General features: G+C 32.2%; 22 protein-coding genes and 1 tRNA gene. 17 read left to right on the forward strand and 6 right to left on the reverse strand.

What is annotated here, in order from left to right:
- Nucleotides 1–2: 2 nt before the first annotated feature.
- The 9 genes from HNQ90_RS17590 (at nucleotide 3) to HNQ90_RS17630 (ending at nucleotide 8,798) form a co-directional block, all read left to right on the forward strand.
- Entirely contained in the window at nucleotides 3–1,196 is a 1,194-nt protein-coding gene (locus HNQ90_RS17590; protein ID WP_092851366.1) for an FtsW/RodA/SpoVE family cell cycle protein, read from the forward strand.
- Nucleotides 1,197–2,288, forward strand: a complete 1,092-nt coding sequence (murG, locus tag HNQ90_RS17595; protein ID WP_092851368.1) for an undecaprenyldiphospho-muramoylpentapeptide beta-N-acetylglucosaminyltransferase — start codon at nucleotides 1,197–1,199, stop codon at nucleotides 2,286–2,288. It begins immediately after the preceding gene.
- 5 nt (nucleotides 2,289–2,293) lie between these two features.
- Nucleotides 2,294–3,646, forward strand: coding sequence for a UDP-N-acetylmuramate--L-alanine ligase (gene murC, locus HNQ90_RS17600; protein WP_144118216.1), 1,353 nt, complete (start codon nucleotides 2,294–2,296; stop codon nucleotides 3,644–3,646).
- Complete coding sequence (locus tag HNQ90_RS17605) at nucleotides 3,633–4,355, forward strand: cell division protein FtsQ/DivIB (protein ID WP_241678405.1); 723 nt, start codon at nucleotides 3,633–3,635, stop codon at nucleotides 4,353–4,355. The genes murC and HNQ90_RS17605 overlap by 14 nt, the downstream gene beginning before the upstream one ends.
- Before the next feature lie 3 nt (nucleotides 4,356–4,358).
- Nucleotides 4,359–5,678: a cell division protein FtsA gene (ftsA, locus tag HNQ90_RS17610; protein WP_144118215.1), complete on the forward strand. Its 1,320-nt coding sequence runs from the start codon at nucleotides 4,359–4,361 to the stop codon at nucleotides 5,676–5,678.
- Between the two features lie 118 nt (nucleotides 5,679–5,796).
- On the forward strand, nucleotides 5,797–7,818 hold the full coding sequence (gene ftsZ / locus HNQ90_RS17615; protein ID WP_144118214.1) for a cell division protein FtsZ: 2,022 nt from the start codon (nucleotides 5,797–5,799) through the stop codon (nucleotides 7,816–7,818).
- A 182-nt stretch (nucleotides 7,819–8,000) separates the two neighbouring features.
- On the forward strand, nucleotides 8,001–8,450 hold the full coding sequence (locus HNQ90_RS17620) for a GatB/YqeY domain-containing protein (protein ID WP_144118213.1): 450 nt from the start codon (nucleotides 8,001–8,003) through the stop codon (nucleotides 8,448–8,450).
- 22 nt (nucleotides 8,451–8,472) lie between these two features.
- Complete coding sequence (locus HNQ90_RS17625; RefSeq protein ID WP_221279908.1) at nucleotides 8,473–8,715, forward strand: GIY-YIG nuclease family protein; 243 nt, start codon at nucleotides 8,473–8,475, stop codon at nucleotides 8,713–8,715.
- 9 nt (nucleotides 8,716–8,724) lie between these two features.
- Nucleotides 8,725–8,798 (forward strand) — tRNA-Arg (locus HNQ90_RS17630).
- A gap of 52 nt (nucleotides 8,799–8,850) precedes the next feature.
- Here the strand turns inward: HNQ90_RS17630 and HNQ90_RS17635 are convergent.
- Nucleotides 8,851–9,279, reverse strand: a complete 429-nt coding sequence (locus tag HNQ90_RS17635) for an organic hydroperoxide resistance protein (RefSeq protein ID WP_144118212.1) — start codon at nucleotides 9,277–9,279, stop codon at nucleotides 8,851–8,853.
- A 327-nt stretch (nucleotides 9,280–9,606) separates the two neighbouring features.
- Here HNQ90_RS17635 and HNQ90_RS17640 point away from each other — a divergent pair, with 327 nt between their 5' ends.
- The 3 genes from HNQ90_RS17640 to HNQ90_RS17650 all read left to right on the forward strand — a co-directional run bounded on the left by HNQ90_RS17640 (nucleotide 9,607) and on the right by HNQ90_RS17650 (nucleotide 11,375).
- Nucleotides 9,607–10,344: a zinc-dependent peptidase gene (locus HNQ90_RS17640; protein ID WP_244962229.1), complete on the forward strand. Its 738-nt coding sequence runs from the start codon at nucleotides 9,607–9,609 to the stop codon at nucleotides 10,342–10,344.
- 79 nt (nucleotides 10,345–10,423) lie between these two features.
- Entirely contained in the window at nucleotides 10,424–10,843 is a 420-nt protein-coding gene (locus tag HNQ90_RS17645) for a CBS domain-containing protein (RefSeq protein ID WP_144118210.1), read from the forward strand.
- A 112-nt stretch (nucleotides 10,844–10,955) separates the two neighbouring features.
- Nucleotides 10,956–11,375: a CBS domain-containing protein gene (locus tag HNQ90_RS17650; RefSeq protein WP_144118209.1), complete on the forward strand. Its 420-nt coding sequence runs from the start codon at nucleotides 10,956–10,958 to the stop codon at nucleotides 11,373–11,375.
- On the opposite strand, the gene rpe is transcribed toward HNQ90_RS17650, so the two are convergent.
- The 3 genes from rpe to HNQ90_RS17665 form a co-directional block, all read right to left on the reverse strand.
- Complete coding sequence (gene rpe, locus HNQ90_RS17655; protein ID WP_144118208.1) at nucleotides 11,372–12,034, reverse strand: ribulose-phosphate 3-epimerase; 663 nt, start codon at nucleotides 12,032–12,034, stop codon at nucleotides 11,372–11,374. The two genes, HNQ90_RS17650 and rpe, sit on opposite strands and share 4 nt — an antisense overlap.
- Before the next feature lie 43 nt (nucleotides 12,035–12,077).
- Nucleotides 12,078–12,485, reverse strand: a complete 408-nt coding sequence (locus tag HNQ90_RS17660; RefSeq protein WP_144118207.1) for a BLUF domain-containing protein — start codon at nucleotides 12,483–12,485, stop codon at nucleotides 12,078–12,080.
- Nucleotides 12,486–12,643: 158 nt separating this feature from the next.
- Nucleotides 12,644–13,507, reverse strand: a complete 864-nt coding sequence (locus tag HNQ90_RS17665; protein ID WP_042497104.1) for a sigma-70 family RNA polymerase sigma factor — start codon at nucleotides 13,505–13,507, stop codon at nucleotides 12,644–12,646.
- A gap of 144 nt (nucleotides 13,508–13,651) precedes the next feature.
- Between HNQ90_RS17665 and HNQ90_RS17670 the strand changes: the two genes are divergently transcribed.
- The 5 genes from HNQ90_RS17670 to HNQ90_RS17690 all read left to right on the forward strand — a co-directional run bounded on the left by HNQ90_RS17670 (nucleotide 13,652) and on the right by HNQ90_RS17690 (nucleotide 20,424).
- Nucleotides 13,652–14,974: a TolC family protein gene (locus tag HNQ90_RS17670; RefSeq protein ID WP_144118206.1), complete on the forward strand. Its 1,323-nt coding sequence runs from the start codon at nucleotides 13,652–13,654 to the stop codon at nucleotides 14,972–14,974.
- Nucleotides 14,975–15,115: 141 nt separating this feature from the next.
- Complete coding sequence (locus HNQ90_RS17675) at nucleotides 15,116–15,331, forward strand: hypothetical protein (protein WP_144118205.1); 216 nt, start codon at nucleotides 15,116–15,118, stop codon at nucleotides 15,329–15,331.
- Nucleotides 15,332–15,532: 201 nt separating this feature from the next.
- The gene (locus HNQ90_RS17680) at nucleotides 15,533–16,717 is read left to right on the forward strand and encodes a protein kinase domain-containing protein (protein WP_144118204.1); all 1,185 of its coding nucleotides are present in this window, start codon (nucleotides 15,533–15,535) and stop codon (nucleotides 16,715–16,717) included.
- A gap of 58 nt (nucleotides 16,718–16,775) precedes the next feature.
- Complete coding sequence (locus HNQ90_RS17685) at nucleotides 16,776–19,160, forward strand: ABC transporter transmembrane domain-containing protein (protein WP_144118203.1); 2,385 nt, start codon at nucleotides 16,776–16,778, stop codon at nucleotides 19,158–19,160.
- Between the two features lie 4 nt (nucleotides 19,161–19,164).
- The gene (locus HNQ90_RS17690; RefSeq protein ID WP_144118202.1) at nucleotides 19,165–20,424 is read left to right on the forward strand and encodes an HlyD family secretion protein; all 1,260 of its coding nucleotides are present in this window, start codon (nucleotides 19,165–19,167) and stop codon (nucleotides 20,422–20,424) included.
- A 210-nt stretch (nucleotides 20,425–20,634) separates the two neighbouring features.
- On the opposite strand, the gene HNQ90_RS17695 is transcribed toward HNQ90_RS17690, so the two are convergent.
- Both HNQ90_RS17695 and HNQ90_RS17700 read right to left on the reverse strand, forming a co-directional pair.
- Nucleotides 20,635–21,231, reverse strand: a complete 597-nt coding sequence (locus tag HNQ90_RS17695) for a mobile mystery protein B (RefSeq protein WP_144118201.1) — start codon at nucleotides 21,229–21,231, stop codon at nucleotides 20,635–20,637.
- Nucleotides 21,222–21,683: a mobile mystery protein A gene (locus HNQ90_RS17700; protein ID WP_144118200.1), complete on the reverse strand. Its 462-nt coding sequence runs from the start codon at nucleotides 21,681–21,683 to the stop codon at nucleotides 21,222–21,224. The genes HNQ90_RS17695 and HNQ90_RS17700 overlap by 10 nt, the downstream gene beginning before the upstream one ends.
- Nucleotides 21,684–21,921: the final 238 nt, after the last annotated feature.

Raw genomic sequence — 21,921 nt, forward strand, 5'->3', positions numbered from 1 at the left:
AAGTGCAAACATTATTTAACAACATAAAAGGAGATCGTTTAATTTGGGCAATAGTTGCGCTATTGGCTATTTTATCGTTTTTACCCGTGTACAGTGCGGCTAGTAATTTGGCGTATAAAGGCACGGGAGGAAACACCTTTACTTTTTTTATTAAACATTTTGTGCACTTAATTTTAGGGTTTGCTATAATTTACGGCGTACATAAAATTCCATATAGGTATTTTAAGGGCTTGTCGTTAATAATGATACCAATTGTTTTGGTTTTGCTTGCTATAACCATGATGCAAGGCACAACAATAGCTGGGGCAAATGCTAGTAGATGGATACGTATTCCGTTTGTGGGTATGTCTTTTCAAACATCCACCTTGGCAGCTGTTGTTTTAATGGTTTATGTAGCGCGATATATGTCTAAAATTAAAGAGGAAACAGTAACCTTTAAGGCGTCTATTTTACCGCTTTGGATTCCTGTATTTTTAGTGCTTATATTAATTTTACCTGCCAACTTTTCAACGGCAGCTATCATGTTTTTAATGGTTGTTATGTTGGTGTTTCTTGGAGGGTATCCACTGCGTTATTTGGCAGTTATTATTGGTTCGGGGATATTGGTTTTAACCATGTTTATATTAATAGCTAAGGCGTTTCCAGATGCAATGCCTAATAGGATTGATACATGGATGGGACGAATTGAAAGTTTTTCTAACCCAGAAGATACCGAAGCCGATTATCAAATAGAAAAAGCAAAAATAGCCATTGCAACAGGTCAAATTTGGGGTGTTGGTCCGGGTAAAAGTATGCAGAAGAATTTTTTACCACAATCATCATCCGATTTCATTTTTGCCATAATTATTGAAGAGTATGGCTTAATAGGTGGGTTTGTAATTATGACGCTTTACTTGTGGTTTCTGTTTAGGGTGGTTATTGTAGCTCAAAAATCAGACACCATATTTGGTAAGTTGTTAGTGTTAGGTGTTGGTTTGCCTATCGTTTTTCAGGCCTTAATAAATATGGCTGTAGCGGTTGAGTTGTTTCCGGTTACGGGACAAACATTACCCTTAATTAGTAGCGGTGGTACATCTATTTGGATGACTTGTTTGGCTATTGGAATTATATTAAGTGTTAGCGCAAAACGAGAAGAGATAAAGGAGCAAGAAATTAATGAAGATAATCCGTTAGAAATTTTAAGCGAGGCCATTTAAATGAGTAAATATAAAATCATATTATCCGGAGGAGGAACAGGAGGTCATATCTATCCTGCTATCGCTATTGCTAACGAGTTAAAATCTCGTTTTCCAGATGCCGAATTTTTATTTGTAGGTGCCAAAGATAGAATGGAGATGGAAAAAGTGCCTCAATCTGGATATCAGATTAAAGGTTTATGGATTTCTGGTATTCAGCGTAAGCTAACTTTAAAAAATTTAAGTTTCCCGTTTAAGGTAATTAGTAGTCTTTGGGAGGCTCGTAAAATAATAAAGTCATTTAAGCCCGATGTGGCTATTGGTACGGGTGGTTTTGCAAGTGGTCCATTATTACAAGCTGCGGCTTCAAGTAATATTCCAACTTTAATTCAAGAGCAAAACTCGTATCCGGGAATTACCAATAAACTACTGGCTAAAAAAGCACAGAAAATATGTGTTGCTTATGATGGTTTAGAACGCTTTTTTCCAAAGGAGAAAATAATTAAAACAGGTAATCCGGTTCGTCAAGGCTTATTGAATGTAGAAACAAAAGTTGAAGAGGCAAAACGCTTTTTTAATTTGGAACCCAACAAGGTTACGCTACTTATTATTGGTGGTAGTTTGGGGTCTAGAAGGATTAATCAATTAATCGAGAAGAAATTAGATTTTTTCGATACGCATAACATTCAAATTATATGGCAGTGCGGAAAATTATATTACCAGCAATATAAAATTTGCGATAATACAAAAGGAATTCAAGTGTATCAGTTTTTAAACAATATGGATTTTGCTTATGCTGCTGCAGATATTGTAATTTCAAGAGCAGGAGCAGGCTCGGTGTCCGAATTATGTATAGTTGGTAAGCCCGTAATTTTTATTCCTTCGCCAAATGTGGCAGAAGACCATCAAACCAAAAATGCGATGGCTATAGTGAATGAAGATGCTGCCATTCTAATAAAAGAAGAAGATTTAGATGCCGATTTTGAGAACAAATTTTCTCAGCTTTTAAATGCGCCAGAAAGACAAAAAACATTATCAGATAATATTAAAAAATTAGCATTAATAAACGCAACTAAAGATATAGCAGACGAGGTAGAAAAACTTCTGAAATAAATTAAATGAATTTAAATAATATACATAACATCTATTTTGTAGGCATTGGCGGTATTGGCATGAGTGCTTTGGCACGCTATTTTAAAGCTAATAACAAAAATGTTGCTGGTTATGATAAAACACAAACCGATATTACCAATAGTTTGGTCGATTTGGGTGTGGCGGTTCATTTTGACGATGCTATAGATAACATTGCATTGCAGTTTAAAAATCCAGATAATACCATTGTAGTTTATACGCCCGCAATTCCTAAAGATAATGCAGAATTAAATTTCTTTAAATCGAATGGTTTTAAGGTTTTAAAACGTTCTCAGATTTTAGGACTAATTACCGAGAATACCTTTTGTTTGGCTGTTGCAGGAACGCACGGTAAAACCACAACTACAAGTATTTTAGGGCATTTAATGCATGAGTGTAATGTGGCGCTAACTGCTTTTTTAGGTGGAATTAGCGAAAATTATAACTCAAATTTAATTTTAAATGGATCTGAAGTTAGTGTTGTTGAGGCCGATGAGTTCGATCGTTCGTTTTTAACATTGTCGCCAGACTTGGCATGTATTACATCCATGGATGCCGATCATTTAGATATTTATGGTGATGCGGCAGAGTTGAAAAAAACATTCGAAGATTTTACAAAAAAAATTAAACCAAACGGTAAGCTGTTTGTAAAAAATGGATTGCCTTTAAAAGGCATTACTTATGGTATTGAAGACGATTCGGATTATTCCGTTCAAAATATAGAAATAAAAAATGGCACCTATGTTTTTGATGTTAAAACGCCAAAAACGGTACTTGAAAATTTACAATTTAACCTACCTGGTAGACATAATTTGTCGAATGCATTAATAGCCTTGGCGATGGCTGTAGAATATGGTTGCCCGCACCACCAGCTCGCCAATGCTTTAGCATCTTATAAAGGGGTTAAGCGTAGATTTACCTATCATATTAAAACCGATAATTTGGTTTTTGTTGATGATTATGCACATCATCCAGAAGAAATTAATGCTGTTCATCAGGCCGTTAGAGAAATGTATCCCGATAAGAAGGTGTTGGCTATTTTTCAGCCACATTTGTTTAGCCGAACACAAGATTTTGCAGACGATTTTGCTAAGAGTTTATCGCAGTTCGATGACCTTATGTTATTAGATATTTATCCAGCAAGAGAATTGCCTATTGAAGGTGTTACATCGTCGTGGTTGCTAGATAAAATAAGCAATAAAAATAAGCAGTTAGTTAGTAAAACTGATTTGTTAGCTAAAATTCACGAAAGTAAGGCTCAGGTTATTTTAACAATAGGAGCCGGAGATATAGGAGAACAGGTAAAATACATTAAAAAAGAGTTTAGTGTTGAAAGTTAATTGGAACTACATAAAAATGTTTGTTTTGCTAGGCGTAGTGGTCTTTTTGTTCGCTTTTGCCTCAGCGCGAAATGCACATAGAAGTGTGTCTGATCCTCAAGTAAAATTTGTTGGCGAAAACAACCTGTTTGTAACAAGCGAGGCTGTTAGTAAATTGTTAATACAAAATTATGGAGGGCTTAAAAACGTGCCTAAAGAAGCTTTAGTTTTGAATGAATTAGAAAACACCCTCAAATCTAATCCGTTAATAAAATCTGCAGAAGTGTATGTTGCTGTAAATGGCACGCTTAACGCTGAGATAGAACAGAAAACGCCTATAGCAAGGGTGAGTACAAATGCGTCTTATTACATTGATGATGAGGGCATGTTTATGCCGTTGTCTAAAAACTATTCAGCAAGAGTACCCTTAGTTACTGGTAGCATTGAAAAAAATAATTTAACAAACGTCTATAAAATAGCGCGTAAAGTTAAAAATGATGACTTCTTAAAAAAGCATGTTTTTGAGATTAATCAGGATAATAATAAACAGTTGTATTTAAGACTAAGAAAATGTGATTTTATTGTAAAATTAGGAGATGTTAATTTTTTAGATAAAAAAGTTAACAATCTAAAAGCATTTTATAAGAAAAATCAAAAAGATAACACACTTGGCAATTATAGCAAAGTGAATTTAGAGTTTGAAAACCAAGTAATTTGTACCAAAATTTAAGCTATGGAACATAATTTAGCAGTAGGATTAGACATAGGAACCACAAAAATTGTGGCGATGATTGGGCGTAAAAATGAATACGGCAAAGTCGAGATTTTAGGTATAGGTAAATCTAAAAGCTTGGGTGTGCACCGTGGTGTGGTAAATAATATTACACAAACCATTCAGTCTATTCAGCAAGCAGTTCAAGAGGCAGAAGCGGCCGCAGATATGAAAATTGACGAGGTTACTGTTGGTATTGCAGGACAGCACATTCGTAGTTTACAACACAGCGATTACATTACAAGATCTAATTCTGAAACTGTAATTGATGTTGATGATATTGATAGATTAATCAATCAAGTACATAAATTGGTGATGCTACCTGGAGAAGAAATTATCCATGTGCTACCACAAGAGTATAAAATTGATGGACAAGCCGAAATAAAAGAACCAATAGGTATGTATGGCGGTCGTTTAGAAGCGAATTTTCATGTAGTTGTTGGGCAAGTTTCTTCTATAAGAAATATTGGCCGTTGTGTACAAAGTTCTGGATTAGGTCTAGAAGGTATTACACTAGAGCCTTTGGCATCTGCTAATGCCGTTTTAAGTCAAGAAGAAAAAGAAGCTGGTGTTGCTTTAATCGATATAGGTGGTGGAACTACCGATTTAGCTATTTTTAGAGATGGCATTATTCGTCATACAGCAGTAATTCCTTTTGGAGGAAATGTGATTACTGAAGATATTAAAGAAGGTTGTTCAATTATTGAGAAGCAAGCCGAATTATTAAAAATAAAATTTGGTTCTGCATGGCCGGGAGAGAATAAGGATAACGAAATTGTGTCTATACCTGGTTTAAGAGGAAGAGAGCCCAAAGAGATAACTTTAAAAAACCTGTCTAAAATTATACATGCTAGGGTTGTTGAAATCGTAGAGCAAGTATATGTTGAAATTAAAAACTACGGACACGAAGAGCAAAAGAAAAAACTAATTGCGGGTATTGTTTTAACGGGCGGAGGCGCACAGTTAAAGCACTTAAAGCAACTAGTGGAATATATTACCGGTATGGATACTAGAATTGGCTATCCTAACGAGCATTTGGCTGGCGATAGTGATGATGATATTACAAGTCCGCTTTTTGCTACAGCCGTAGGTTTAGTGTTAGATGGATTAAAGCGTCAAGAACGTAAAAAGATAGAGCAACAAGAAGAAGTTGTTGATGAAGTTGAAACACCACAAGAAACAATAGAAGAAGAAGTTATAGAAAAACCTGTTAAGGAAAGACGTTCTTTCCTTGATAAGTTAACTGAACGCGTTAAAGATTTTTTAGATAATGCAGAGTAAGTTATTATATAGAGCAACATGTCCAGTATGTACTTTAAAACAAAGTGATTACTGGCGTATAGAGAAACCATTGAATTAAAATATTAAGTAGAAAAATCCCCCAGAAAAATAGAATTTTATGAGCAGCAAAAAAGAATTCGAAACAAGTATCTCATTTGATTTACCCAAAAATCAGTCAAATGTCATTAAAGTCATTGGTGTAGGTGGTGGTGGTAGTAATGCCATTAATCACATGTTCCAGCAAGGTATAAAAGGTGTAGATTTTTATATCTGTAATACCGATGCACAAGCCTTACAAAACAGTGGTGTTCCAAATAAAATCCAATTAGGATTAGATTTAACCGAAGGGTTGGGTGCAGGAGCAAACCCAGATATTGGAGAGCAATCTGCAGTTGAGAGTTTTGATGATATCTCTCAAATGCTAGATACTAATACCAAAATGGTATTTATTACCGCCGGAATGGGCGGTGGTACAGGTACAGGAGCAGCACCTATAATTGCTAAAATGGCTAAAGATTTAGATATTTTAACAGTAGGTATTGTAACCATGCCGTTCCAGTTTGAAGGAAGAATGCGTATCGAACAATCTCAAAAGGGTATTGAGAAGTTAAGAAACGTGGTTGATTCTTTAATTGTGATTAATAATAATAAACTTCGCGAGGTATACGGTAATCTTGGTTTTAAAGCAGGGTTCTCTAAAGCTGACGAGGTGTTATCTACCGCTGCTCGTGGTATAGCCGAAGTTATTACACATCACTACACACAAAATATAGATTTACGTGATGCTAAAACCGTACTTAGTAATAGTGGTACTGCTATTATGGGTTCTGCCTTAGCATCAGGACAAAATCGTGCTCAAGATGCTATTCGAAAAGCTCTTGATTCACCATTATTAAACGATAATAAAATTACAGGTGCCAAAAACGTATTGTTGCTAATTGTTTCTGGTGCTCAAGAAATAACTATCGATGAAATAGGAGAAATTAATGATCACATACAAACCGAAGCCGGTCATGGTGCAAACATTATTATGGGTGTTGGTGAGGATGAATCGTTAGAGGAGTCAATTGCCGTAACCATAATTGCAACAGGTTTTGATATCGAGCAACAAGACGAGATTTCTAATACAGAAACTAAAAAGGTAGTACATTCTTTAAGCGAAGAGCAAGATTTAGATGCTCAAGATAAAGAGCCTGTTATTATAGAACCTACTATAGTTTTAGAAGAAAAGAAAGAAGCTCCAGTTGTTCGTCATACTTTAGATTTAGAACCGGAAGAAGATGTGGTTTTTGTTAAAAAATCTGAGGTAAATAAAGTTGAAAGAGAAATAGATTTAATACCAACTTCAGATCTTATTAAAAATATCAATGTGGTTTACGATGAGGTAAGCGCGAATATTTCTAGTTTAAATGAAGACGATAGTTTTATAATTAAGCCCGTAACTAGAATGGGTGCTGATTCTGAAAGTATTGCTGATGTTGAATTAATCTCAGATTATATTGAAGAAGAGAAACAAATCACTCTAACCTTCGATATGCCATTAACGCCAACCAGCGATGAGTTTAAAAATGAAGATAAAGAAGAGGTAATTGAAAAAGTTGAAGAAAAAGCTGAAGCTACGATTACTCATGATTTAACTGAAGAGGTTAAAAGCATTCCTGTAAATGATTACGTGGAGCTAGTTACGGTTAATGAAACGAATGAAGATGGCGATATTCGTTATACTTTACATGATTATGCCGAGGCAGAAGGTGCTCAAACTAAGTCTAAACAAACTAGTAAAGAAGTTTTAGAAGATGTTGAAGAGGAAATCATTTTTGAAAAGAAAGTGGTTGTAGAACCTACAGTAAATGAAGAGGAAAATGATGAGGTAGATCCTATGAACAGTCCAATTTCAGATATGCTAAAAGAACGTGCCGAAGAGCGCAGACGCAAAATGAAAGACTTTAATTACAAGTTTAACAATGCTAAAATTGATGATATAGAAAAAGTACCAGCATATAAAAGGCAAGGTGTAGATTTAAAAGAAGCAAAACATTCATCAGAAACTAATATGTCGAGAACAAGTATTGGTTTAGATGATAATGATGATATTCAATTAAGAAGTAATAATTCATTCTTACATGATAATGTAGATTAATTATAGACCATTTATTAAAGTGTGTTATTTATAAGCCCGAAAAGTTCCCTCAACTTTTCGGGCTTTTTATTAGGTGTTATTTTGTCATTTCCTCGAAGGAGGGAATCTTTTTAATTACTAATTTTAGTCTTCAAGCATCTAACTTTTTTCTATCTTCGCAGTACAGTAAATAATAAAAAAATATGGGTTTACAACAAGAAGTAATGACGGCTTTAAAAGCAGCGATGAAATCAAAAGACCAAACGGCTTTAACGGCTTTACGTGCGGTTAAATCGGCTATTTTGTTAGCACAAACAGAAAGTGGTGCAAAAGAAGAATTAACAGAAGAGCAAGAGCTAAAAATACTTCAAAAACTAGTTAAGCAACGTAAGGATAGTGCGGCTATTTATTTAGAACAAGATAGAAAGGATTTGGCATTACCGGAAATTGATGAAGCTGAGGTTATTAGTCAGTTTCTGCCAGAGGCCTTAACCGACGAAGAAATTGAAAAAGTTGTTGTGGCCACTATCCAGCAAGTAGGAGCAGATGGTATGAAAGATATGGGTAAGGTTATGGGTATGGTAAGTAAAGAATTGGCTGGACAAGCTGATGGAAAAACCATTTCTAATATTGTTAAGGCAAAATTATCTTAATTGCTATATTAAATAGTTTCGAATGATTTATTATGTTTATGTCATTAGTAGTGAAAAAGATAATCGTTTGTTTAAAGGGTTAACTAATGATTTACAAAAAAAAATTGCCCAACATAATATGGGAGAACATAAAGAAACAAAAGAACACAGGCCTTGGGTTTTAGTGTATTCTAAAGTGTTTACTTCTCGAGTTAAAGCAAAAGAGTATGAAAACTATTTAAAGGCAGAGGAAGGCATGGAGTTTTTAAAAAATAAATTGAAATAATAATTAAATGGCTGCGTAGTTCAACTGGATAGAATATCAGATTTCGGCTCTGAGGGTTGGGGGTTCGAATCCCTTCGCGGTCACAAAAAAAAGCGCTTCATATGAAGTGCTTTTTTTAATTATAAATGAATTTTATTATTCATCTAATAATAAGTTCAATCTAACTGTTATGTTATCTCGCGTAGCTTTGCTAAACGGGCAAATTTCATGGGCTTTTTCAACTAAATCCTCACCTGTTTTAACATCTACACCCGGTATGTAACAATCTAGGGTGGCTTCTAAAAAGAATCCATCATCATCTTTACAGAATCCTATTATAGCAGTTACGCTTAATTTATCGTTATCAATTTTAATTTTTTCATTTTCAGCAACTGCTTGTATGGCGCCGCCAAAGCACGCGGCATAAGCTGCTCCAAAAAACTGTTCTGGATTAGCACCATCACCTCCAGAGCCACCCATAGATTTTGGTACCGATAAATTAAAATCCAATGGACCATCTTCCGATTTTACCTTTCCTTTTCGACCTCCTGTGGCTAGTGTGGTCGCTTCATATAATGTTTTCATATCTTTTTTTTAAGTTATTCCTTAAATATACTATCTAGACTATAGTAAATGAAATGATCATTCTTAAATTTCTCATAAAATTATAAAGAAATCTATGGTTTTTCTTAAAAGCACATTGTTTGGACCAAGTTTTCTTTAATAAGACTAAATAATAGGCTAAATAGGTTAATTTTACAGTGCCTTAAATCATATTTATATCATTTGGAAACTAATCCGGATTCATATTATATAGGAACAATTATTCTATCTATCCTGATAGGACTTGTAATTGTTTTAGTACTTATTTTTATTAGAAAAATAATTACCAGCATACTGGATGGGGTAGAAATGACTTATACTTTTTTTACTAATCGTCCCGCATTTGTACATTTCTATCTTTTTCGTAAAACGCTAACTAGAAGTCAAACCAAAATATTAACTGAGCAGTTTACATTTTATAGGCGGTTAGATGCTAAAAACCAAAGCTATTTTAGGCATCGTGTTACAACTTTTATGCAAAGTAAGGTGTTTGTAGGTAAAGCGGGTTTTGAGATAACAGACGAGGTAAAAGTGCTAGTGTCTGCCACGGCAATGATGCTTACTTTCGGATTTAGAGATTTTAGTATTAAGGCCGTTAAAAATATTGTTATTTACCCAACCAAATACTTCTCTGAAGTAAATAAAGTTTATCATAAAGGAGAGTTTAACGCAAACCTAAATACTTTAGTACTATCTTGGGATAGTTTTTTAGATGGTTACCGTATTGAAGATGATAAACTAAATTTAGGGATTCACGAATTTGCACATGCTATTCATTTTAATTGTATTTATCAAGAGGATATAAATTCTGTGATTTTTATAGATACTTTTAATGAGCTTAGAGCGTTGCTTGCTAAAGATGAAATTTTAAAAAATAAATTAGTATCATCAGAGTATTTAAGGCACTACGCCTTTACCAACGATTTTGAGCTGCTAGCCGTTATTCTAGAAACCTTTATTGAAACACCGCAAGCCTTTAGAAATCAATTTCCTTTAATTTATTTTAAGGTTAGGCAAATGCTCAATTTTAATTTTCCGCGCTACTAGTACTTTAGTCATGACTTTTATCATAAAAAAGGAAGCTAAGGTTATGTAATTTTATAGTATAAACTTAAGCTATAATGTTATGATACGAAAAGCACCAATTTCAATGATAATGACCCAGGATGTTATAACATTGAACAAAACAGATAAACTTGAAACTGCCGAGCATTTATTTAAAAAATATAAAATAAGACATATTCCTGTAGTTAATGGTCATGTAATTGTAGGTATGCTTAGTTATAGTGACTTGTTACGACTTAGTTTTGCCGATATTACCAACGAAGATGAGAGTGCTGTAGATGTTATGGTATATAATATGTTTACTATCGATCAAGTAATGAAACGCAATATTGTAACGGTTTCTTCTACAAGTTCCATAAAAGAAGTTGCTGAGTTATTGGCGTCTAAAGAATTTCATGCGCTTCCAGTAGTGGATAATAACACATTAAAAGGTATTGTTACTACAACCGATTTAATAAAGTATTTGCTAAAACAATTTTAGGGACACTATAGTTCACAGTGGGTTGAATATTATTTTAGGATAAGTGATAATTATCATAAAATCAATCTAATTTCTGAAGTAAATTTACCTTGTAACTTTAAATATATACGCCATGGTACCACACATTCCGATTTCTACGATAATGACTAAAAATATTATTGCAATTAGCCCTAGAGAGGATTTAGATAGGGTAGAGATGTTGTTTAATAGACATAAAATTAAACATATGCCAGTAGTTTCGCATGGTGTAATAGTAGGTATGCTTAGTTTTACCGATTTAATGCGTATTAGTTTTGCCGAAAGTGCAGCAGAAGGTAGCCGAACAGTTAATTCTGTAGTCTATAATGCCTTTACCATAGAACAAGTTATGGCTAAAGATGTTGTTACGGTATCTAGCGACACTTCTATTAAGGACGTAGCAAAATTATTAGCAGATCGCGAGTTTCATGCGGTTCCTGTGGTAGATGATGGTGTACCCGTTGGTATTGTATCGTCAACCGATTTACTGTATTATTTGGTTAAGCAAATTTAAGAATTAGCAAGCGTTTTTAATTCTTTTATGGTTTCAGTCTGGTTAGTGCTTTTAAAAACATGACTTCCGGCAACAAATACATCGGCACCAGCTTCAACTAGTTTCTTAATGTTTTTGTTGGTAACACCACCATCAATTTCAATTCGGGTGTTTAAACCTTGATCCGTAATCATTTTGCGTAATTTTTTTACGCGGTTGTACGTGATGTCTTCAAACTTTTGGCCACCAAAACCTGGGTTTATAGACATAAGTAAAACCATGTAACATTTAGGTAAAATATCTTCTAGAACAGAAACTGGTGTAGTTAAGTTTAATACAACACCAGCTTTACAACCTGCATCTTCTATTTGAGTAAGGGTGCGGTGTAAATGTACTGTAGATTCATGGTGCACGGTTATAATATCTGCTCCAACTTTAGCAAACTCTTCAATATAACGTTCTGGCTTTTCAATCATTAAGTGAACATCTAATGGCTTGGTTGCATGCTTTTTTATAGCTGCAATTACTGGCATACCATATGAGATGTTTGGTACAAAATGCCCATCCATTACATCAATATGAAACCAATCGGCATCACTATTGTTAACCATTTCTGTATCACGTTGTAAATTGCCAAAATCGGCAGCTAGCATTGAAGGCGCAATTAATTTAGAAGCCATTTTAATATTTTTTGTTTTGTTTTCGCAAATCTAAAGTTTTTTATTAGTCAGAACTTAATAGATCTTCAATAATTTGTAAAAAAATAGCTTTGGACTCACATTCTTTATTTTCTAGGTGTGTTAGATAATCTTGTAAGCTATAAAGTGCGTCAAGATCGTCAATAATGGTGTAGTTTGTATTAAAATCTTTAAAACTAAGTTTGGTAATAGAGGTGTTTACTAATTCAATAATATTAGAATGTCTATTATCTATTTTTATTTTTTCAAAAAGAACATCTATGAGTATGGGTTGGCCTTCTATAATTTGAAAAAAAGCACTATCTTTTTTAACCAGCACACCTGTAATGTTGTTGGTGTTATTTTTGGTTTGCGTTTCGTTAAACAAGGCTTCAAAGCCCATTATGTCTATGTTTGGTTTTACCTTGCTTGTGTAACAAATAGTTTTTAGCATATTACTAATATTAATGTTTGGTGATTTAAAATTATGCGTTTTCTAAAATGAATAAACCCGCGGTAATCAGCCGCGGGTTCTTTCATCAATCAAAAAACGAACAGTTATGTTGTAACTGTTGTTACTATAATTTAGTCGTAATTCTTAACAGAAAATTACTAGCCTAAATATGTTTTTAATATTTTACTTCTAGACGTGTGTTTTAATCTACGAATAGCTTTTTCTTTAATTTGTCTTACACGCTCACGTGTTAAATCGAACGTTTCACCAATTTCTTCTAACGTCATTGGGTGTTGGTTTCCTAAACCAAAGTATAAACGAATAACATCTGCTTCACGAGGTGTTAATGTTTCTAAAGCACGCTCAATTTCGGTGCGTAAAGATTCATGTAACAATTCGCGATCTGGGTTTGGAGACTCGCCCGAGTTTAATACATCGTATAAGTTAGAATCTTCACCTTCTACTAAAGGGGCATCCATACTAACGTGACGACCAGAATTTTTCATAGACTCTTTAACATCATTAATAGTCATATCCAATTCTTTTGCAATTTCTTCGGCAGAAGGTGGACGTTCATGACTTTGCTCTAAAAAAGCAAATGTTTTATTAATTTTATTAATAGAACCAATTTTGTTTAATGGTAAACGTACAATACGAGATTGCTCTGCTAATGCTTGAAGAATCGATTGACGAATCCACCAAACGGCGTACGATATAAATTTAAAACCACGAGTTTCATCAAAACGTTGTGCAGCTTTAATTAAACCTAAGTTTCCTTCATTAATTAAATCGGGTAATGTTAAGCCTTGGTTTTGGTATTGTTTAGCAACAGATACAACGAAACGTAAATTAGCCTTCGTTAACTTTTCTAAAGCTACTTGATCGCCAGCTTTAATACGTTGCGCTAATTCAACTTCCTCGTCGGCTGTAATTAAATCAACCTTACCAATTTCCTGTAGATATTTATCTAACGAAGCGGTTTCTCTATTGGTAACCTGCTTCGTAATTTTAAGTTGTCTCATTTAATGTGTCCTGAATTTAATTTGTGAATAAATAGGTCGTTCAATAGTTATACGTTACAACGATTCAAAATGTTACAAAAAAGTTTATTTATTTTTTAATTTCTATATCTTGCAGAAAATTTTCAAGTCCTAAATGACCTATTTATGAAGTATTTCCTATTATTAATCATTAGTTTTTTAAGTATAGGGGTAACGCACTCTCAAACTAATGGCGAGCTAGAATTAACGCTAGAAGGCTGTTTTATTTTGGCTATTCGAAATAATCTAGATTTAAAACAAAACGACATGGAGGTGGAAAAGCAGAAGCTTTTAAGTAATAGAGCTAAATGGCATTTTCTGCCCGATGTTGGAATTGGTATTACCCAAGATTATGAATTTGGATTTAATATTGAGCCCTCTACAAATACCAGAGTTAACGAAGATTTCCTTTCTAACGATATGTATTTAAGTGCCTCAATGGATGTAATAAACTTTTCGAATTTTAGTAGTTTTAAAAGAGCAAAGGCTAGTGTTAAAAAATCTGCTGCCGATGCCAAAATTGCAAAACGAGATTTATTATTAACCATAGCACAGTTTTATTTAGATGTTATGTTTAATGATGAGTATTTAAAATTATTAAATAACCAATTAGCAGAAAGTGATAAACAAATTAATAGGTTAAACGATGCTTTAAGCTATGGTTACATTGCTAAAAGTGAATTGTATGATGCTATTGCAGAACATGCCATAGATAAAAAAAATGTAGAGCTAGGTGAAAATAGTAAAAAAAGAGCATTACTAAATTTACTATATCTCCTTAATTATAATGTGGATACCGATAAAGTTGTTTTTTATGATAACCTTTTTGAGGTTGATGAAAAGGCTTTAAAAGATAAGTCCTATTATATAGATAAAGTTCTTGCTAATAACCCAATTGCTAAAAGCGCCGATTATGCTGTAGACATAACCAAAGCATTAATAGGAGAAGTAAGAGGGAGAGTTTTACCAAAACTAAGTCTTAAATATCAAGTAGAGTCCTTTTATGTGCGAAGCTTGTCAGAAGATAATGAAGATCTTTTTCCTTTTAAAACTCAATATAGAGATAATAAAACAAACTCTATAGGAGCAACTTTAAGCATTCCAGTTTTTAATGGTTTAAAAAATAGTTATGATGTTCAAGTGGCTAAACTCGATCATGAAAAAGCAGTTATGGCAAAACAGGTGGTAAATAATAATTTAATTTTCGAGGTAGAAAAGGCATATCAGGATATTGGAGATGCTATCGTAGAGTATAAATCTTCAAATGAGGTGTTATTGTCTTCAGCTGAATCATTTAGGACCTCAAAGCTTAAATATGAAGAAGGTAAAATTAACGCGTTCAATTTTGCAATTGCTAAGAGAAACTTACTAAAATCTGAATTAGATGTTATTACAGCCAAGTATAAGTGGTATTTTAACTCAGTAAAACTTGACTTAATTACCGATTAAAGTAATTTTTAGTAGGAATTAGATTAACGGCTGTGGTAATTTAGACCAATTACTTTTAAACTCGTTAAACCGAAGTGCCTAGTTATTCTATTTTATATAGATTTGCAGAGTAATTGTTATTAACTCTTAAAATAGAATATTATGATAAAATTAAACGATTTAATCAAGGATTTAAATTATAACGAAATTGATGAAGTTGTAGCTGGAGGTTGCAGAGGTAGAAGAAGAAAAAGAAGTAGAAGAAGAAGATGTGGAGGAAGAGGTTCTAACTCTAGTTCAAGCTCGTCATCGTCATCATCGTCATCATCATCTGTTGCATGTGAAACACCAGAACCACCTATTTACGTAGAAGGATAGGATTTATATAATTTCAAAAAAAAACAGGTTACATATGTAAACCTGTTTTTTTTGCTTAAAACTCAAAAAAATTAGGACAGTAAGTATTAATGCCAAGAACTGATTTTTTTATCTTCCCTCAAAATTATTAATGTACTAACCTTCAATACTAATTGTAGCGTCTAGTTATGTTAATTATATTAAATAGCTTTACATCCTACTATGTATAAACTCTCTAGTTATATAGAACTCAGCTCAGAAAAGGACAAAAACCAAGAACTTGAGTATTTCGCTTTAATTTCTACAAAGCGAACAAAAGTGTTTTTAATTAATGAAACTATTTTTAATTTTTTAAAGCATTTTGAAATGCCTAATACATTAACTGATGTTTTTAAGAATTACAAAGCAGAATTCAAACTAGAAAAAAGTGAAGAGGTTAATTTATTAAAAGGTCAGTTAGAAAGCTTTTTTAATGATTTAGCTAAACGCCATTGGATTGTTCCTGAGGATAAGATTGAAGAATTACCAGAACTCGATACCTTGTTTAAGGAAAAGGACACGTTTTTAAATTATAAAGTCTTATCTGTTTTAGGTAACAATAAAATAACAGATGTTTACTTAGTTCGCGATCTAAAAACCAATAAAAAACTAGTTGTAAAACTCTTAAATAAATCTAAGTTTAAGGACGAAAAAAGTTTTGATAAATACAGTACATATTTTGAGGAAGAATTTAATTTCGCTAATAAATTTAATTCTATTTATATAAATAAAACGCTTGGTTTTAAATCTTATAAAGAACAACCCTATTTTTTATTAAAACCTATTGAGGGCGTGAGTATTTCTAAATATGTGAACAACAATAAGCTAAAAACACCGGAAAAGGTAAAGCTTATTTTAAAAATGCTAAGAGGATTTTCTATTGTTCACCAAAACAAAGTTTATCATGGTGATATTCACTTTAGTAACGTAATGGTGCAAAAAAGCGGTGTTCCAGTAATTATTGATTTTGGTTATGCCAATAACGTTGAAGTAAATATCGAAAACGCACAAGAAAAGGTGAGAAACGGAGGTGTTTATGCCTTTATTCCGCCAGAGCGTGCATTAAGATCCTTAGATAGACGTTTCTCAAAAGTTACGCATTTTCAGGCAGAGGTGTATCAAATAGGTATTATTATATATTATATTTTTATAAAAGAATTACCATTTAAAGCAGACACCTGGAAAACTATGGTGGACGAGAAACAACAGCTAAATTTAGGAGAAAACGAAGTGTTTTTAAAGCGTAAAATACCAAAACAGGTAAAAAAGTTTATAATAAAATGTTTAGAACCAAATCCAGAAAACAGATTTAGCAGTGCTACAGCTATGTACAATAATTGGAAAGCGATTACTAAAAAACTCAATTAAAAATAAATACAATATATTTGAGGCTCTTAAAACCCCAAAACTATAACAGTAATATTACATGATAGACCAACAAATTAGAAATAACGATTGTGGTATAAGTGCTGTAAAAACGGTTTATAATATTTTACATAAAAATGTAAGCCGGCAATATATTAAAGACGAGGTGTTTTTAAATCAAGAAGGCTCTAGAATGAGCGATTTAAAAACATTTTTTGATGATAATGGTTGCGAATCAAATTTTAGCCTTTTAGATGTTAATACAACTAAAAACAATACAGCCTACTTTAAAGACCTATTTCCGTTTATAATTCCTGTAAAACATAAAAAGGAATTACATTATATTGTTATTAATGGTATAAAACGAGGAAGACTTAAGGTTTATGATTCCAATCGAGTTAAAACCTACTATATAACTTTACAAAAGTTAAAAAAGATAGCCCATTATTCAGATAGTTATCTGGATCAGGTATCCATGACAGAGCGATTAAATATTATTATTAATAGCGAACTCGAAACCTATAAAGTTGACAAAAGTAAAGCCTTACGCGATAATGATGTAACGACATTATTTAATAAGCTAATGTACTTTGGGTATTATCAAGAAAATTACCCGTTTACCGACAAAAAACTAGAAAAAAAGTTTTTAGAAGATTTAATTTTCGATCAAGATTTACTTGCCATTCCGGAGCATTTTAAAACGTTAGGCTTAAATAAAAGTAAAATTAAGGTTAAAGCGCCTTTAATTTTAACTGTAAAGGCAAAAGACAAAAGACCAATTGTACATCCAGACTATCCGGACAACGAGGAGAGCATGTACCTCAAATTACTTAGAGGGTTAAAATCCGATAGGAAACTGTGGTATATATACATTTTTACAGCAATTTTTGCAGCAAGTGTTACCCAGTTAGCTGTTTTTGTTAATCAAATATTAATAGATAAAGTTTTACCTAGTTTTCAGTTAAACATCTTAATACTATTTGTAATAGGTGTTGCTATATTCCGAATTTTTAATATAGTAATATCACTCTATAAAAAGTTTATTAGTATCCATTTAGGAAACATTTTAGATAAATACTTTTTAGGGACCTTCGATCAGAAATTAAATGATTTCTCTATTCGTTTTATTCAGAATTTTAGGCGAGGCGATTTAACAGAACGTTTAAGCGATTCAAGAAAACTAAAAGATTTCTTTTTAAGATTTTTTACTAGAATACTAGTAGATATTGTAGTATCTATTTACTCGCTTATACTTTTGCTGTTTATAGATTGGCAACTTACAAGTATCGTTTTAGTAGTCATGGTGCTATTCTATATTTGGTTTAGGATTATGACCCCAATTTTAAAAACCAATGAGATGAAGAGGTTTGCAATTAAAGCAAATTACTTTTCTACCATGATTGAAAAAATTGAAGGTATTCAGGTAATTAAAAGTTTTAAAATTGAAAACGTATTCTCTGAAAAAGTAAACGATAATATTGACGAGCTTATAAAAATTCAAACAAAAGTTAAGTATTATAGTATTTTTAATTCTACTGTAGTGTCCTTAATAACCCTGTTTGCAGGACTTACCATATTAACCTTACTATCCAAAGATGCTATTTTGCATCAAACTATTACTTTAGGGCAAATCATTACGTTTTTAGCGTTATCATCTAAAATATTTGGTTCTTTAAGTAGTATTTTAAGTGAAAACTTAACCTTGCAAGAAAACCTAGTTATCTTAAAAAGGTACTTCGATTTTAATGAAAAAGCAGAGGCACAATCCACAGAGAAAGCGATTACAAATGTTGATGTTACTACGGTTGATTTTAATCACGTTGGTTTTGAGTATATGCCAGGGACGCCAATACTACATGATATAAATATTAATATTAGTAAAGGCGAAAAAATTAAAATAGAAGGAAAAAATGGATCAGGTAAATCTACGTTCTGTAAAATTTTAGCCTTGTTATATAGCCCAACTAAAGGAGCTATTAAAGTTAACGATGTTGATGTAAAGTTATACGATAAAAACACCATTAGAGATAATGTGTTATTAGTAAGTAACGAAGATATTTTATTCAACGAAAGCCTACTTTATAACATAACCTTTGGTAAAACTATTGATGCTTATGAGGTTATCCATATGGCTAAAAAGATTGATTTTTACGAATTTATAATATCTAACGATGAAGGTTTAGATTATAAAATAAGTGAAAACGGTAAAAATCTATCAACAGGACAACGAAAAAAGATATTATTACTTCGTGCTTTGCTTAGTAACGCTAGTATAATAATGTTAGATGAGGTTTTATCTGGAATTGATACCGAATCAAGAGTAGTTATAGAAAAGACCTTAATGGACTCTAAAAAAGCGTTTTTAATAATATCTCATGAGGCTGTAAGTCATATGAAATTCGACAAAACGTACGTATTGGATAACGGAAAATTAATGCTACAATAATAAAATGAGTAAATATAGCTTAGATAATAAAAGATTATATGAAACCCGGGAAATTAATTTTATAAAAATTTTCTTTAGGATTTTATTGGTTTTTATAGGTATTGTTGTGGTAGGATTGTTTGTAATTCCTGTTAACGATGTGGTAACCTATAATTATGGCGAAATCATATCAAAAAACCCAGAAATTAATTTTAAGGCCCCCTTTGAAATTATACCAAGAAAAACCTTTGTAAGTAAAGGCGATCGCGTTACTAAAGGCGATACCTTAATGGAAATTGATAATGCTAGTGGTGAGTTTGTAACTATTTTTCAGCAAAATAAATCCATTGATATTGATAAATTAAATATAGAAGAAAAGGTTGCGTTTTTTAAAAAGCAAATAGAATTAGACTCTATACAATATATTAATAATCGTAAAAAAATTACTAACGAGTTAAGAAGTTTAGGGCAGCAGGCGTATTTATTAAATGAGCAAATTAAAATTAAGCGAAATAAATTAAGCTCGGATTCTATTATGTACAAAAAAGAAGTTATTAGTTTAATTGAGCTTAGGCAAGCCAATGACGACTATTTAACCTCTAGAAGCCAGTACTTGCAACTCGGAAATTTAAGAAGCCAATTAAAAGGTCAGTTCAGCTCGTTAGAAAACGAATATTTACAAAGTAAAAACACTTTGGAAATTCAAATTTCCGATTTAATAGCCTCTCAAAATCGATTGGACCAACAAAAAGAGAATGTAAATTCTAAATTAGAAACCAGAGAGAAATCTATTGATATTGTTCAAGCAGCAGACAATAGGCAATTTTTAATATCAAATTTAGATGGCGTTATTGTAAATGTGTTTACCCAAAACCAGAATTTAAGTTTTATAAATAAAGGCGAATCTTTAATTTCTATAACACCAGATTCTGAGAGTTTTTATGCCCGAGCACGGGTCAAGGAGCAAGATTTAAAATACTTAAAAGAAGGGCAAACCACGCATTTAAAATTAGATGCTTATTACTACTATCAATATGGGCCAATTAAGGGTGCATTAAGCTTTATACCTAACAGAAAAGAGGTTGATAATAATTTTTACGTGCTAATTGATTTACCAGAAACGCAAAAGTTAAATTTAAGATCTGGGTATTCTTTTAAAGGCGATGTTATTCTAGAAAAAATGAAATTAGGAAAATATATTTTAAAGAAAGTATTTGAACAATACGATACGAAAATGAGTGTGCAAGAAGTTCCTGAAAAGCAAACTGGCGATATTAGTATTTAATACATTATATAAATTCAGGCTTTTTGTAATACAATTCTAATAAAAACCTATAAACTATATCTTTAAGAACCCGCTTCAAATTATTTGAAATGGGTTTTTTTAGTTTTGTATGGAAAGGTTAATTATTTTTGAGAACTTTTTTGTAGGTAAATACATTTGTAATTTGTAGGTTTTGTTAAGGTTTTTATATGTTATATACGCATGTTGGCTTTAGTTTTTTGCAAACTCAATTAGTGGTTTAACATTTCCATTGTCAGCTTCTTTCAATGCATTAATATACTCTTTTCTAATTTCATTAGCTTTTACCATATTAGACTGATGCCACGAAAATATTTCATTTCCAAATATTGATTCCATAATTACGTCTGCCATCATTCTTGAATGTCTTCCATTTCCATTTGGGAAACAATGAATAGATACTATTCGATGCTTGAATCTAATTGCTATTTCTTCTGGTGAAAAGGTTTTGTTTTCTATCCAATATTTGGTATCGTCCAGTAAATTTTTTAATTCTAGCCCAATTTTTGTCCATGGAATTCCGATGTTTTTTTCAGTTCTTCTAAATTCACCAGCCCATTTCCATACGTCACCATACATTTTTTTATGTAAGTCTTTAACAAACTTTTCTGTCAAAATATTTTCAGGTTTCAAATTTGTGTGAATAGTCCATTCGACAGCTTTTTCAATGTTCAGTTGCTCAAATTCATCCAACTCTCCTTGAGTCGTAATTGATTTTATTTTAAGACCATCCTTTTCTTCTTCTTCTAAGGGTGTTTGTCCATCTTTGTAAACGAATTCTAATCCCATAATGACTTTCTCATTTCTCGTTTTATTTCATTAGCAAGTTCCTTTATGGTTTTGGCTATCTTGTCATCTCCAATTCCTTGGTCCTCTAGTTTCATATTTTGATTGGTCCGTAATACTATTTTTTGAGCCAGTTTATCTGCTTTTTTCTGTATTAAATCGTCTATGGTCTCATTTTTTGGGACCAATGCATATACCAATTTTAAATCCAGAGCCATGGCAACATCTTTTAAAGAATTGAGTGTTATCGTGCCATTAGCCTCACTTTCCTCAATTCTTTTTACGCCTTGTCTTGTAATATTTAGTTTAGCACCAAGTTGGGCCATGGTCATATTAAGTGCAGTTCGAATAGTATTTATCCATCCACGTTCTGGGACCAGGACCTTTCTGCTTTCAGAGAATGGTTGTAGCTTTTGGTCCAATTGTTCGATTAAAAGTTTTCGCTTATTTCTCATTTTTTTGTAAATATTTAAGTTTACAAAACATAAATAATGTAAACTTTTGTGTTTACAAATATATAAAAAAGTCAATATATAAGTTTACAAAAAATAAAAAAAGTAAACTTAAATGTTTACTTATGAATGTTCTTTAAATGTCTTGTCCTGAAATATGGCTACAGGTTAAAATTGAATTAAGCTGATAATTTATATACCATATTTGGTGTTTTATAATCTAAAGATAAGTGTAATCTTA

This window comes from Algibacter amylolyticus (assembly GCF_014202225.1).
GTDB classification, from domain to species: Bacteria; Bacteroidota; Bacteroidia; order Flavobacteriales; family Flavobacteriaceae; genus Algibacter_B; species Algibacter_B amylolyticus.